Annotated in this window: 13 protein-coding genes and 1 riboswitch; of the genes, 4 read left to right on the top strand and 9 right to left on the bottom strand. The window is 37.1% G+C overall.

What is annotated here, in order from left to right; translation table 11 throughout:
* Nucleotides 1-104: 104 nt before the first annotated feature.
* From AC6F8J_RS10775 to trpB, 9 genes are all read right to left on the bottom strand, one after another.
* Nucleotides 105-3,563 carry a DNA polymerase III subunit alpha gene (locus AC6F8J_RS10775; protein ID WP_500723416.1) on the bottom strand — a complete coding sequence of 1,153 codons (3,459 nt, stop codon included), beginning with the start codon at nucleotides 3,561-3,563 and terminating at the stop codon, nucleotides 105-107.
* Nucleotides 3,564-3,690: 127 nt separating this feature from the next.
* Nucleotides 3,691-4,236, bottom strand: a complete 546-nt coding sequence (locus tag AC6F8J_RS10770; RefSeq protein ID WP_500723290.1) for a cob(I)yrinic acid a,c-diamide adenosyltransferase — start codon at nucleotides 4,234-4,236, stop codon at nucleotides 3,691-3,693.
* A gap of 107 nt (nucleotides 4,237-4,343) precedes the next feature.
* Nucleotides 4,344-4,862, bottom strand: coding sequence for a hypothetical protein (locus tag AC6F8J_RS10765; RefSeq protein ID WP_500723288.1), 519 nt, complete (start codon nucleotides 4,860-4,862; stop codon nucleotides 4,344-4,346).
* A gap of 15 nt (nucleotides 4,863-4,877) precedes the next feature.
* Entirely contained in the window at nucleotides 4,878-5,588 is a 711-nt protein-coding gene (locus AC6F8J_RS10760; RefSeq protein WP_500723286.1) for a diguanylate cyclase, read from the bottom strand.
* A gap of 66 nt (nucleotides 5,589-5,654) precedes the next feature.
* A complete protein-coding gene (locus AC6F8J_RS10755; RefSeq protein ID WP_500723284.1) occupies nucleotides 5,655-6,878 on the bottom strand; it encodes a diguanylate cyclase domain-containing protein in 1,224 nt (407 codons plus the stop codon).
* A gap of 204 nt (nucleotides 6,879-7,082) precedes the next feature.
* A complete protein-coding gene (locus AC6F8J_RS10750) occupies nucleotides 7,083-7,829 on the bottom strand; it encodes a CpsB/CapC family capsule biosynthesis tyrosine phosphatase (RefSeq protein ID WP_500723283.1) in 747 nt (248 codons plus the stop codon).
* Nucleotides 7,822-8,838, bottom strand: coding sequence for a UDP-glucose 4-epimerase GalE (galE, locus tag AC6F8J_RS10745; RefSeq protein ID WP_500723281.1), 1,017 nt, complete (start codon nucleotides 8,836-8,838; stop codon nucleotides 7,822-7,824). The genes AC6F8J_RS10750 and galE overlap by 8 nt, the downstream gene beginning before the upstream one ends.
* Before the next feature lie 483 nt (nucleotides 8,839-9,321).
* Nucleotides 9,322-10,965 carry a diguanylate cyclase gene (locus AC6F8J_RS10740; RefSeq protein WP_500723279.1) on the bottom strand — a complete coding sequence of 548 codons (1,644 nt, stop codon included), beginning with the start codon at nucleotides 10,963-10,965 and terminating at the stop codon, nucleotides 9,322-9,324.
* Nucleotides 10,966-11,423: 458 nt separating this feature from the next.
* Nucleotides 11,424-12,626, bottom strand: a complete 1,203-nt coding sequence (gene trpB / locus AC6F8J_RS10735) for a tryptophan synthase subunit beta (protein ID WP_500723277.1) — start codon at nucleotides 12,624-12,626, stop codon at nucleotides 11,424-11,426.
* Nucleotides 12,627-12,921: 295 nt separating this feature from the next.
* Between trpB and AC6F8J_RS10730 the strand changes: the two genes are divergently transcribed.
* The 4 genes from AC6F8J_RS10730 to AC6F8J_RS10715 all read left to right on the top strand — a co-directional run.
* Nucleotides 12,922-14,148, top strand: a complete 1,227-nt coding sequence (locus AC6F8J_RS10730; protein ID WP_500723275.1) for a BTAD domain-containing putative transcriptional regulator — start codon at nucleotides 12,922-12,924, stop codon at nucleotides 14,146-14,148.
* Between the two features lie 92 nt (nucleotides 14,149-14,240).
* Nucleotides 14,241-14,489 (top strand): hypothetical protein, encoded by a 249-nt coding sequence (locus AC6F8J_RS10725; protein ID WP_500723273.1) that lies wholly within the window; start codon nucleotides 14,241-14,243, stop codon nucleotides 14,487-14,489.
* A gap of 206 nt (nucleotides 14,490-14,695) precedes the next feature.
* A complete protein-coding gene (locus tag AC6F8J_RS10720) occupies nucleotides 14,696-14,932 on the top strand; it encodes a hypothetical protein (RefSeq protein WP_500723271.1) in 237 nt (78 codons plus the stop codon).
* Nucleotides 14,933-14,945: 13 nt separating this feature from the next.
* A riboswitch (cyclic di-GMP riboswitch) is annotated at nucleotides 14,946-15,028 on the top strand.
* A 32-nt stretch (nucleotides 15,029-15,060) separates the two neighbouring features.
* A partial coding sequence (locus AC6F8J_RS10715) for a hypothetical protein (RefSeq protein WP_500723269.1) occupies nucleotides 15,061-15,501 on the top strand: 441 nt, incomplete at its 3' end.

Below are 15,501 nucleotides of genomic sequence, written 5' to 3'. Positions count from 1 at the left end.
TTACCTCCACATTTTCATTGAGCAATTAGCACATTCGTATGATTCACTCAACTATGCCTCACTTGGTTTCTCATTTTCTCACGCTATATTGTATACCACATCTCTTAGAATTTCAATAGACTTTTCACAACTTTGACATTATCCTTATCCATCAAGGCTTCCAGCTGTTCAACCAACCTCGGTCTTATAGTTACTTGATAATTACCGCCAAAATCATTTTTTCTCTTACTGTCTTTAAGATAAGCTATCACCGGTGACTGACCCTGCTCCGCTTTTAGCAATGGGGTGATTTGCTTGATAACAGATTGGTAATGTTCTAGATCATCAAACTGAATATAAAGAACTTCTTTTAAAACATCTTCAAGCCGTCTTATTGTTTGACAGACAATCTTGCCGTCTTGATCCTCTTGGGTGGATACCCTTCCTTTAACAATAACCACTTCATCCTCATTTAAGTAATGGCGATTGGCTTCATAATCATTAGGAAATACTACAACTTCTACCGTTCCATATAGATCCTCCACACTAAGGAATGCCATTGTCTGGTTATTTCTTGTTGTCTTTACAACTTTGTTGCTGATGATACCCCCATACTTAACCATCGTACCATCGGTCACCTTGAATGTTCCATCGACCAAGGGTTGAAAATCCAGACTCTTATTGGTCAGCACCCTATTTAGCACTTCTGCATAGTCTTCAAGAGGATGCCCTGATAAATATATGCCCATGACCTCTTTTTCATAGGTTAATAATTGTTCTTTGGAGAATTCTCCCACCACTTCAAAGCGATCGGCTTTGTTTTCTTGCAGTTCTTCTGTAAGATCAAAAAGATTAATCTGACCATTAATCGTTGCTTTCTTTTCATGGTTAATGGCTTCCATTACAAACTTATAGTTATGAATATATTGTTTTCTTGTGCCACCAAGAGATGTAAAAGCACCTGCATAGATTAGATTTTCCATCATACGTTTGTTAAGATCTTTTGCGTCCATACGGGTACAAAAATCCGTCAAGGAAACAAAGGGACCACCTACTTCTCTCTCAGCAACCATATGGTCAATCACACTTCTCCCTACATTCTTAACTGCCGCTAAACCAAATCGAATCTTACCCTTAGAAACTGAAAAGTTGTAGTAACCTTCATTAATATCCGGCGGCAGAACTTCTATTCCCATGGCTTTAAGACTATATATATATTCTGCAACTTTACCCCCACCAAACATAACAGAGGTTAATAAGGCTGCCATGAACTCTACAGGATAATAGGCTTTGAGCCACGCGGTTTGATAAGCAATGATGGCATAGGCCGCTGCATGTGACTTGTTAAAGGCATACTTTGCAAAATCCGTCATTTTGTCAAATATTCTGTTGGCTGCAGTTGCTTCTATGCCGTTATTCACACAACCCAGAACGCCTTCTTCTTTGTTGCCGTATATAAAGTTTGCCCGTTCTTTTAACATCACATCTTCTTTTTTCTTAGACATGGCTCGTCGTACCAGGTCACTACGTCCTAAGGTATAGCCCGCCAGATCTCTAACAATCTGCATCACTTGCTCTTGATAGACAATAACACCATAAGTCGGCTTAAGAATCGGTTCAAGCTGAGGACAATCATAAGTAATGCCTTTTGCATGTCGGCTACCTTTAATATAGGCCGGAATAAATTCCATAGGACCCGGTCGGTACAAAGATATCCCGGCAATGATGTCTTCAAGACTTTGCGGTTTTAAATCTTTCATGAAATTTTTCATACCGTCACTTTCAAGTTGGAAAACCCCTTCAGTCCTAGCAGCTCCGATGAGTTCAAACACCTTTGGATCATTATCATCTATAAGGTTCATATCCAGTTGAATATTATGTGATTTTTTAACGTTTAAAATGGCATCTTGAATAACCGTTAATGTACGAAGACCAAGAAAATCCATCTTTAATAGACCCAAGCGTTCTAAGGTATTCATGGTAAACTGGGTTGTAACCGCATCATCGTTGGTATTAAGAGGTACATATTCATTAACAGCACGATCACAAATAACCACACCAGCTGCATGGGTCGAGCTGTGCCTGGTTAATCCTTCTAAACGTTTGGACATATCAATCAAATACTTAACCTGTTCATCTTCATCATACAGACTTTGAAGCTCTTTGTTCATCTTCAATGCCTTGTCAATGGTGATTTTTAGCTCTTGGGGAATCATTTTGGCGACCTTATCTACTTCATTATAAGGCATGTCAAGGGCACGTCCTACATCTCTAATAGCAGCTCTAGCCGCCATCGTACCGAAGGTAATAATCTGAGCGACCTTGTCCTCACCATATTTTTCTACAACATAGTCAATCACTTCTTGTCTACGCTCATAACAAAAATCTATATCAATATCCGGCATACTAATCCGCTCCGGATTCAAAAAACGTTCAAAAAGAAGGTTGTATTTTAATGGGTCGATATCTGTAATTTTCAAACAGTAAGAAACCAAACTCCCTGCAGCAGACCCACGACCCGGACCAACCATAATATGATGTTCTCGTGCGAATTTGATGAAATCCCAGGTAATGAGAAAATAATCAATAAAGCCCATTTCTTCAATGACCCTAAGTTCATAATTCAGTCTTTCCTCATGTGCCTCAGTTACGTTTTCGTACCGCTCTCTTAGACCTTCATAACAGATATCCTTAATGTATATACGTTTATCTATGCTTTCATCCAATTCATACTTGGGAAGTTTGTATTGTCCGAAGACAAAGTCTACTTGACACCGCCTAGAAATCTCTACTGTATTTTTGAGCGCCTCCGGAGCAAAAGAAAAAAGTCTTGACATTTCCTCAGGCGACTTCAGGTAAAACTGTCCACCGGCATAACGCATTCGGTCTTCATCTGTTACCTTTTTATTGGTTTGAATGCACAAAAGAATATCGTGGGCTTCTACATCTTCTTTATATGTATAGTGCACATCATTGGTTGCAACCAATGGAATTGATAATTCTTTGCTCATCTCGATTAACGCTTTATTAACAAGATGCTGTTCTTCATAACCATGGTCTTGTAGTTCAAGGAAAAAATTACCTTGTCCAAAAATCTGATTATAGGTCATGGCAACTTCTTTTGCTTGTGCCATATCCCCTCTAAGAATCTCACTGGGCACATGACCACCTAGACAAGCGCTCAACCCTATAATACCTTTACTATAACTTCTTAGTAAATCCAGATCGATTCTTGGTTTATAATAGAAACCTTCCGTAAAGCCATCTGACACAAGACGCATCAAATTTTGATAACCTTCTTGGTTTTCAGCCAGTAGTACCAAATGATAATAGGTGTTATCTATACCCGCTTCTTTATCTGTTCTTTTTCGATTTGCCACATAGACCTCACAGCCTATAATTGGCTTGATGCCTTGTTTAATGGCTTCGTCATAAAAATCTACAACACCATACATAACACCATGGTCTGTTATGGCTATGCTTTTCATACCCAAATCTTTAACTTGTCCAATAAGTTCATCAATCTTACTTGAGCCGTCTAATAGGCTATATTGAGTATGAACATGTAAGTGGGCAAATTCTATTTTCGCATCTTGTGTCGTCATGTTTTTTTCCTCAATTCATTCAAGTGTTCACGATTTGTAATAATGCCATCCCCTCTACTGATCCTATCCAGATTCAATTTTAACATATCCTGCAGTAAATTGAAACTTAAGCCTTCTCACCTCTAATGGTCATTTTTTCTTCAACCACGCCATGGATATGGTTTAAATAACGACCGAGAGCATACATATAGTCCGCAAGTCGATTCAAATACTTTAAGTCCATAGGATAATCATCACCCACATAAGCTCTTACAAATGCCCTTTCACCACGCCTAATAATGCTTCTTGCCAGTTGAGCATATGTTGCTGTTTGATGCCCACTATAATAGAGAAATGTTGTTTGTAGCCCAAATGCACTGGTCATTCTGTCAATCTCCATCTCTAATACTGATACATCTTCTTCAATAATGAGTTTTTGGGTAAAACCATAGGTCACATCACTACCCATTCTAAAAAGAGCATATTGAATATCTCGCAACCTATCTTCAAGATCAGGATACGCCCCCTCCATTAAAGATCTAAGATAACCTATAGCTGCATTTGCTTCATCTATGCTTCCTTGGAGTTCTAGTAATGCCTCTGACTTCTTGATTGGTTCTCCTTTTATATTGCTGGTATAGCCTTGATCACCTTTTTTTGTATATATCTTCATTCTCATACCTCCTTTTAATAATCATTCTCATAATCATATTATATCATTCTCACATAATAAAATATATAAAAAAACCAACCTATAATAGCATTGGCTTTTAGTATACTCTACGACTCCGCTGGGGCATCCGCCTCACGTATATCGGGATTATCAAACTCCGGTTCATCTTCAATCTCTATCTCTATTGTATCCTCAAGATCAACGCGTTTAATCTCAAGTCCCGCAAATTTAATATTATAATCAATGGTCAAGCGTTTAGAAGTCGTATCATCCGTTCTATAATCCACCTGATTGCTAACCCCTGCCTTATCTGCTATACCATCTACTTTAACATTCCAATCGCTAGGCACAGTAATCTCAACACCGGCAAACTCAGCATAGATTCTAAGCACTGCGCTATCACCTAGCATCTCTGCCTGACTAAGGTCAATCTCTACACCGGCAAATACGGCTGCATAAGAATCACCTTCAAATGTCTCATACTTTTTCTCAGATCCGTTAAAGGCTATTACTTGATCGTAAGTTGCTTTAAGGACCTTGACCTTTGTCATAGTTTTATATGCCGCATAACCACCACCGGCCAACGCTGCTAATCCTGCTACGCCAAAAATCTTACTCTTTTTCATACAAATACCTCCGTTTCATTCATCTTCATTGATAATCGTTTCGTAATCGATAACCAAATTACGACCTTTTTCTTTAGCTTTCTTAAGAGCCATTTCTAATATTATGACCCAATCATCCACGTCCATAGCTGCATCTCGATCCGCTACACCAAAGGAACAGGTTAGATTTCCCAGCTCTTCAAAGTCTGTGCCATCAATGGCCTTTCTAAGCTTTTGTGCTAGCCGCTGAGCCTGAACATTATTCGTAGTTGGTACAACCAATATAAAAGCTTCACCATACCAACGCCCCAATACATCCGTTGTACGAATATTTGACTTAATAATCTCTACCAACTTCAAAAGGGTTTGATGACCTATATCCCAACCATGCTCAGCAATTATTTCATCCCATCCATCTATTTCAAAAAGGATTAAAGACAAAGGTGAATGGTATCTTTTTCCCCTTGACCATTCATGGTCTATAATATTTTGCATCTTCGTTGGATTATACACTTGTGTCATTGCATCTGTTTCTGATAATTGGGACATTTCTTCCATGCGAAGCTCCACCATGCCAATGAGTGCCATATAATCGTTTAGAAGATGTTTTGAAAAATCCTTGAGATTCTTTTTGTGTCCTTCATCTTTAAGATAGTTCTTTAGAGCCTGATAACAATCACGGTCTCTCTGGGCGTCGTACCCATTTCGTTCAAGATACTCAACTGTTTTTTCCGGTAAATAACGCATTATATGCCACCTCTCACTCAATTATAGGATCTATCTATTACAGCGCCAAGTTCTAACTTACTACGCTTATGCTTCCATTTCTCTTTTATGGGCATACATTTTTTGATCTGCAAGCTTGATTAATTCTTTGTAATCACTTTCATCTGTAGGACATTGTACGACACCATAGCTATAAGAAACAAAAATCACATCTTCACCCGCCTTAATCGGATCATCCGCCAGCTTTTGATTAATCTTATCAATCAATGCATGGGCCTCATTTTTGGTCCAATGTGGCAATAATATATTAAACTCATCGCCGCCATAACGACCAAATATGCAGTTTTCAGTTAATAAACTTGAAACATTTTTAGTAAAATGTCGAATCAAACGGTCGCCAATACCATGACCATACGTGTCATTGACTTCTTTTAGATTGTTTAGATCCGTTGCTATGAAAATATAGTCTTTAATCGCCGGGTTACCATACATCTTCTTGTGTAACTCATAAAAGTAACCTCTATTATAGATTTTGGTCATATCATCATATCTAGACAAGTATATGTTCTCATTCATGACTTGAGTATAACGAATCATCCGACCAACCTCATAGGCAAATATTTCTAAGATGTCCACTTCTTTTTGAGTAAAAGCATCATACTTGCAACTGTCTACATTTAACATACCAAAAACTTTACCGTTTACCATGATGGGGGTACATACAGTTGACCGAATTGTTTCACTGTCTTCCTCAATAATCTGGTCTACGTAAGCTGATTTACTCTGATTTTTAATGTATGATACCGTATCCGGAATGATAATGGTTCTGTCCATCTTGCCTTCTGTTTCTTTATATAAATATGTATTTTTCAAACTAAGTCTCATTCCATTTAGTTGATCAAGGCTATAACCTTCATAGGCTTTGAACTGGACCAAGTCAGGACTAGTGACATCCATAATTGTACCTCGCCTAGCAAAAGGTATGGCCTTAATGGCTGCTTTAAGAATCAAATCACAAGTCTCTTCTATGGAATGCTTTAGTGAAGTCTGATGGAATAGATCATATAGAATATCCTTCAATACCAAGTCTTGCTTCAAATCCTTCGTCGCTTTCATGAATCTTACGGATAACAATATGTTAAATATAATCATGAGTATGGCATTTATAGCTATAGCCATTGATATAAGTATTGTCCTATCTTGTATATCATATAAAGTAACAAGAATAAAGGTGATTGCAACAGCTAAAACTGCAAGTATAAAAGTTGTAACGATTGCAATATATAATTCTATTGATTTTAGACTTCCCATCAGGTCACCTCACCTATCGGATTCTCTTTTTTCCCGGATGGTTTCTATATTCTTGGCTAGCCCCTTCATTCGCCTTGAAAATCTAATAACTGGGAATATTGAGTTTATGCTTTTAAACAATTAACATGTAATGACATTTTACCACAGTTCTGAAAAAATATCATTATTTGTCATGTATGTTTTATCTTATGTACTTAATCATGGTTAAAGTGTCAAAAACTTCATCTTATTTTCTGTAAGTGTTGGTCTTTCCAAATCATAACCATTTATAACTGCTTTGGGGTTGTCCACAAAAATAAGCTCAGCAACATCTTTTCCGATTTTTTTTATCACCTGATTGTATGCTTTTTTTATGGTTGGTTTCCTTATAGATGTATCATGGGCATCGGTACTTATTAAATGAACCAAGCCTAGTTTTATCCATTTAAATCCGATTTTTTTTGTTTTTTTATTCAGTAGGGCATTTCCTGTTAACTGTATATATATATTTCTATCCACAAGCTCTTTTATTTTATTTGGCTGATGAATAAGCGCCTCATATCGCTCTACATGAGCTAAAATAACTTTGTAACCCTTTAATTGTAATTGATGCAATAAGACATCGTGAAATGGAAAATAGTGGCGAAAAGGTAGTTCTACAAGAACATAAGGACCATCATTTAAGGTATATGCCTTTTTTTCCATCAAGTCCATTACATTGTCTTCACTTAAATAGATTTCATTACCCATATACAGTTTTAGGTTTATGTCTTGTTTAATCAATTCTTTTTTTAGTGATTCATAAGACGCATGCACTTTCTCGTTTGTATATCCCGGCCTTTTATAATGGGGTGTAACAATCATTTCCGTAATACCTTCATCTATTGCCATCCTGGCCATTTTAATGGATTCTGATATGATCTTCGGACCATCGTCCACATTAGGGAGTAAATGTATATGTGTATCAATCATTCACATAACCCTCCGGATACATGCTTTGCCAACGCCATGCATCTCTACACATATCTTCTAGGCTTCTTTTTGCTACCCATCCCAATAACTTTTTCGCCTTGCTCACATCTGCATAACAAGTGCCAATATCACCGGGACGTCTTTTTTCAAAGGTATATGGAATAGTTACATTATTGGCTTTTTCAAAAGTCTTAATAACCTCTAAAACACTATGCCCATTTCCTGTTCCTAGGTTGATGGCTTCAATGCCTTTATGCTTTGTTATATAGGTCAAGGCACTCAGATGGCCCTTTGCCAAATCCACCACATGGATATAATCACGTACACCCGTACCATCCGGTGTATCATAATCTTTTCCAAAAACACCCAATTGCTTTCTTTTTCCAATGCCGACTTGTGTTACATAAGGCATGAGGTTGTTGGGTATGCCATTTGGATCTTCTCCTATAAGACCACTTTCATGAGCGCCAATGGGATTAAAATAACGCAACAATACAATCTGCCATGTTGAATCAGCATGGTAAATATCTTGCAAGATTTTTTCTATCATCCACTTGGTTGTACCATAAGGATTGGTCGTACTAAGAGGCAAGTTTTCTGTTAGCGGCGATAGGTTGCTTAATCCATAAACCGTTGCAGAAGAACTGAATACCAATTTCTTGACATTATATTCTTGCATAAGCTTAAAAAGTATTATAGAACCGGTAATATTATTATGATAATAGCTTAAGGGTAAGGCAACCGATTCTCCAACCGCCTTTAACCCTGCAAAGTGAATAACCGCTTCAATTTCATGATTCTCAAAAACCTTTTCCATGCTTTTTTCGTCTAAGAGATCTACTTCGTAAAAAGTTAAATCTTTACCTGTTATAGCCTGGACCCTATTTAGGGCTTCCGGCTTACTATTGATATAGTTATCTACCACCACCACATCTATAGATGCTTCCAATAATTCAACTATGGTATGACTACCAATATATCCTGCACCGCCTGTAACCAGTACCGCCATTTCATTCCCTCCTCATAATGCATTGTCTAACTCTATATTGTCTAATTTTTTTGATTAGCCTATTTTCCTCTTTTATTATAGCATTCTCACGATGTCTTTCCTAACACTTTTCATTTATGATATGAAAAAGAAAAGGCCCAAACCTTTTCTTTTTTTGTTCTCTAGGAAAGTCTATGCTATGTTAATGCATTGGAGCGTCACATTAACAATCAAGGGAATCTTTCCTGCCGAAACAATTTGCTTTGCAAAGCGAGGCGTAGCCTCTTTGTTCTGCCTTCTAGCTTCTATTTTAAGTTTTTAGTATCAACTCAGTTTTTAAGAGCAACCGTATCTGTTTAACACATTATTCTTCTGCAAATCTCAATATTTTGGTTAAAGGGTCAAAACTAAGTTTCACTAAATTCGCCTACCATATGTAGATTACGTTGATACATTCATAACTACATATGGTAGGTGAAAGTTCAACTATATAGTTTTGACGCCTTAACCATATTTTAATACTTTTACAACTCGATTACGACCTTCTGCTTTAGCCTTATATAATGCTTTATCTACCCTTGATATAAGAGATGCAGGTTCTTTATCATCTTCCCATATGGCAACACCGAAGCTGCACGTTAATGTATCGATTTTTTCAAAGTTATATGTTTCAATTTTTTTTCTTAATTTTTCTGCTAGGATGAAGGCGCCTTGCATATCCGTCTTTGGCGCAATAATAATAAATTCTTCTCCACCCCACCGTCCTAGTATATCAATCTCCCTCACGCTCTTCTCCATTAATCTAGATAGGTCATATAGGGTTTTGTCACCAGTTTGATGTCCAAAGTTATCGTTGACATGCTTAAAATGGTCGATATCAAGTAATATAACAGCAAATGGCCATTTGGTTCTCTTTGCTCTCTCTAATTCCATTTCCAATACTTCATCTATTTTCAAACGGTTATAAAGTTGCGTTAATTTGTCTGTAACAGATAAACTTCTGATTTCTTCTTCCATTGCTTTTCTCTCTGTATAATCTTCAACAATACCTATTCCACCTGTCATAATACCAGAATCATCAAACACCGGAGCAAAAGTTGCACGTACATAAACTTCTTTACCTGTAATGGTTGATTTGTAAAGATCTTCATAAACAGCCGTAGTGCCTGTTAATGATTTTTCAATCACCTGTGCCAGATGCCTATCCGGAAGCTCCAACATATTTAGATTGAGCAATTGTTCCCTTGTCGCATCCAGTAGATTGCAAAAATACTGATTGATGTTTAGAATCATGCCTTCCGGGTTGTATTGTATGATTCCGATAGGTGAGTTCTCAAATATGAGTTCCAACTGAGTTTCCCTGTCTTTGATAGATCTTTCATAGGCTTTAAGTAGAGTTATATCCCGAATAACATGAACCACCATCGTAACATCTTCTATCATATAAAGTCTGGCTGAAACCAAGCCAATTCTAATTCTATCATTTTTTGTTTTGAACTTAACTTCAATATTCTCACAATAACCTTGTTCATTCAGCATCGATTTAATAAGATCTCTTTTTTCTGAATCGTTGGTATAAATATAAATGCTATCTTCTCTTAAAGCTTCAATATCTTCTACCGTATATCCACTATTGCTTAAGTAGGCATTATTGTAATCCAAAATACGAAAATCGTTCAATGTTGTAATCACTGTAGGTTCAGGAATCATATGAAAAATCGTTTTAAAGTGTTGCTTCAATTCTTGTTCAGTGAGTCTTGCTCGCTCAAGGGCTTCCATATCTTCCAAAAGTCTTTCCTTCATTAGCAAAAAGGTGCTTGAAAACTCTCCAAAATAATCTGTATCTTGGGAAAAATCTCCTTCCGAAAGTGCCTCCATCTGTGTGTTTAAATATTGTAATTTTGTCTGAAGTTGTTTGATGGCCTCAAAAATCGGTCCTATTCCTCCTATTTCAAAAGATATCACGCCATCACGCATCTTCAGCATCGTTTCTCTGATTTTCCATAAATCAAGCACTATGCTTTCCATACTTCCAAACACAAGTGACACTCCTGCCAAATCAGACAAGATCGTATCACTTGTTTCGTCTTGGTAGAGTATTGAAGAGATTAAACGTCTAAATTTGTCATAATCTATTTTTTCTTTCATTCCATTCACCTCAACCAACAAGGATATAATAATGAGCATAAGTTATCCATCTATTATACCATACTTCTTAGTCCTTCGACATTATATATAGGTCTATCGAACTATTTTCTTTTATATCAGCCCTTATAATGATACCTCTACTATTAAAATGCATTTTATGTCACGACATAGGTTCATGATATGGTTAAAGAAGCCTGAAAAAAGGTTATAAACCTCAATCAAACAAAACGTACTGGTGGCGGCATACGCCATAACAGCTAGAAATCTCATGTCAGTTAGGCTTTACTGAATATACGAAATCCAAACGTATCATTTAATCAAATTTATAACCCATTAATATTATATGGTTTAGTTAAATTTTTGTCAATTTGTCGGTTCTATTTTTTTAACCTTTTGGTTAAAGGATCAAAACTAAGCTTCACTTTATAGTTTTGACATCTTAACTATTCTTACTTTAATCAAATTTTCTCTTTTTGTATAATGTCGACATTGTTTTCTGCAATGTATGCTTCCATGGCTTGAACGTCTTTGTCGCCTCGTCCTGATAGATTGACAAGAATAATCTTATCCTTGGACAATGTTGGCGCCATCTTCATGACATAGGCTATGGCATGAGCACTTTCAATAGCCGGAATGATACCTTCTGTCTGAGACAAGTATAGAAAAGCTTTAACAGCTTCTTCATCTGTAATAGACACATATTCTGCTCTTTTAGTATCTTTTAAATAGGCATGTTCAGGACCGACACCCGGGTAATCCAAGCCTGCAGAAATAGAATAGACTGGGCTGATTTCACCGGCATCATCTTGAACATAGATGGTATTCATACCATGTATAACGCCTTCTTTACCTTTAGCCATTGTTGCTGCATGCATATCGGTTTCAACGCCCAAACCGGCCGCTTCTACACCAATAATGCCAACCTCTTCATAAGGTAAAAAGGCATGAAATAAGCCAATGGCGTTACTACCACCACCTACACAAGCGACACAATAATCCGGAAGTCTTTTTTCTTTTTCCTGTATCTGTGCCAAGGCTTCCTCACCGATGATTTTTTGAAACTCACGGACCATACTTGGATATGGGTGTGGCCCAACAGCTGAACCGAGCAGATAGAAGGTGTCCTCAATGCGTTCTACCCATGTCTTTATAGCAGCATCCACAGCATCACTTAAGGTTCTGGTACCTTCTTTAACCGCCACTACTTTAGCGCCTAAAAGTTCCATTCTAAAAACATTCAACTGCTGTCTAACTGTATCTTCTTCGCCCATATAGATTTCACATTCCATATCAAACATAGCCGCTGCTGTAGCCGTTGCCACACCATGTTGACCGGCTCCTGTCTCAGCAATGATTTTCTTCTTACCCATTCGTTTTGCTAACAGAATCTGCCCGATAGCATTATTAATCTTGTGTGCACCTGTATGATTCAAATCTTCACGTTTTAAGTAAATCTTAGCCCCACCCAATCTACTTGTTAAGTTCGCTGCAAAATATAAAGGATTCTCCCGTCCTACATACTCTTTTAAATAGTACTTGTAGTCTTTGATAAAGCTCTCATCTACAATAGCCGCTTCGTAAGCCGTCTCAAGCTCACGTAAAGCTTCAATGACCGGTTCCGGGACATATTGCCCCCCAAATCTTCCAAATTGATGTTTCATAATAGTTTCCTCCCATAAGTTGAATTATTTATCATACTACCATAGCACTGTAAGAAATTCAATTAAAATCAACGTTTATTATCGTCATCTACATCTTCATGTAAAATCATTCTACATGAGTTATTCTCCTAACCATTATTATGGTTAAAGGGTCAAAACTAAGTTTCACTATCTCACATACAATATACCGATTACGTTAATACATTGCAAAAAGTAATTATAATTTTACTGTGGCTAGATTCCTCATATAATGCTAAAATAGAGTATATGACTAAATAACTCTGTGAGGTCTATTATGACTAAATCAAAGCACACTAAATACAAACAACAGCATACTTATACCGTATATACCTTGGGACGTTTTGATGTAATTAAGGATAACGATTCTCTAATTACGTCTACTTCTACCTCAAAAAAAATATGGGAGCTCTATAAGTTCATGTTGACCCATAGAGATCGTTCATTTACACCCGAAGCACTTATGGATCAATTATGGATTTATGAAGAATACAGCGATCCACGAAGCACACTTCGTAGACAGATGCATCGCCTAAGGCAAACTTTACAAGAAGATGGAAAAAATGATTATGAAACCACACTCCTCTATACCAACGGCTACTACAAATGGAACAACCAAATCGAACTCATATTAGATGCTGACCGCTTTGAGATCCTTTTACATGAAGGCGATGCTTCAAACGATGCTCATCCTGAGTTGGCTCTAGGATTATATCTTCAAGCAATCGACCTCTATCTTGGGGATTATTTACCAGAGTGTGCTGACCAACATTGGGTTTTTCCTGTCAGAAATCAATATAGAAGATTATTTATCAAAGCTGTATACAGTGCCATCAAGATCTTAAAAACTCAAAATAATTATGATACCATCATTAAAATATGTCATAAAGCTATAAAAATGGATATATATGAAGAGACTTTTCATCTTAACCTTATGGACGCTCTACTTGCCATTGGTGAACAGCGTCAAGCTTTTGACCATTATGGGTACATCAATGAATTCTATGACCGTGAGATGGGCATCAAACCTTCTGACGAAATGAAAGCCATTTATAAAAAGCTACTTCAAACACAGCAGTCACTTTATACAGAAACAGATCTCATGAAAGTTCTAGAATCCAATGTTCTTATTGAAAATGCCTTTTATTGTGAACCGGAAGTTTTTAAATCTATTTATGAACTGGAAAGACGCCGAAGCGAACGCAGTGAAAAAGACTTCAGTATAGGTGTCCTTACACTTAAATTCTCCAGCAAAGACACCTTAGCCCAACGCGATCACCGCATACGACTTTTAAAAGAATTACTCATGTCCCAATTAAGAAAAGGTGACACCTTCACACAATGGAACGATGAGCAAATGGTCATACTACTGCCGGGTGTGGATGAATGCCTAACTGAAACAATCTTAAAAAGAGTTCTTAAAAAAATGTCCCTTGCCCCAACCGTATCGGTCCATCATGTTGATCGTTTGAAATCTGAAATGAACCTTAGCCCATTACTCTAAACAGCGCTGTAACAGTTTTGAAACGGTCATTTGTTATACTCTATTTCACCGATTCTTTTTTCAGGCATACCTGATTTAGGAGGTATATAAATGTGACGCGTATTAAGTCCCAAGAACCAATGATCCAACCAACAAGAAGTTCCAATTTTTTGATTTCAATATATCATACCGACAATTACAGCTACCAAGGCTTAATTCAGTGGCTTGACACTGGAGAGAAGATACACTTTAGAAGCGAACTTGAACTGATGACACTCATAAACAGTGCCGTAGCAAACCAGTCAGAAAACAGCAACACCATGCGCGACTGGGGGCAGGCCAAAAACATCGGTGCTTCATAGTACTTCTTAATCTCGCTTTATTCAATTCAATTACAATAAGAGGCTCTACCGACACATTGGTAGAGCCTCTTATGCGTCCAATTACCTGTGTTTTTCGTGTCACAAGGATGTCACAAGGGTGTGCGCCATATGTCACAACACTTTGATATAATAGTCCTATACAGTTGATATTTCCTATAGGCAGAGCCTATATAGGAGGCTAGAAAATGAAAAAACAAAAAATACAATCCACAAGAAGCACCAATTTCTTAGTTTCAATCTATCATCAAGATCACTTTAGTTATCAAGGCTTGATTCATTGGATTGACACCGGTGAAAAGATTCATTTCAGAAGTGAACTTGAACTGATGAACCTCATCCATAGTGCTTTACAAGGTAGTAAAAATGATATTCTTGAATTAAGGGACTGGTCAAATAATCAACATGTCAATGTAGCTAGGTAGTATATTTTTATTCAAAAGAAATAGATGCAAAGAAGTGTATCTTGCATGTGGGCACTTGAGATACATGAAGCAATTAGTGCAACCGACTTTTCTTTAAACAAACATACGTTTACAGAGGAGGATTTATTATGAAAAAGACGTTTAAAGTTGTCGTAGCATCGGTTTTAGCATTCGCTTTGATACTTAGCAATGGATTTAATTCTTTGGTGAGCCATGCAGCTAATGAACTAACACTAACCTTCACCGAAGAATGGGATGGCAAAGATTTTGATTTCAAATTTGATGACATCAGCGGCGATTTAAAAGACAGTGGTGATTATGCCTTTTTCACTATGACACCTAAATCTAGCTGGGTTGCAAGCAAATTAGCTCTTACCATTAAAGCAGGTGGCGCATATGAAACAGGCGATATAGATGGTCCTAACGAAGAGACAATCATTAAAAGTGCCAACAATTTTATTAACTTTACAGTTTCCTACACTATATTATCAAATGGCGACTGGAGATTCAAAGTATCAGGCAATGGAGCTAATCGTGGTTTGAGTCATTTTGATTTTGTAATAATCGAA

This window comes from Petrocella sp. (genome assembly GCF_059865615.1).
The sequence above is the reverse complement of the archived record's forward strand: the minus strand, read 5'-3'. Positions and strand labels throughout refer to the sequence as shown.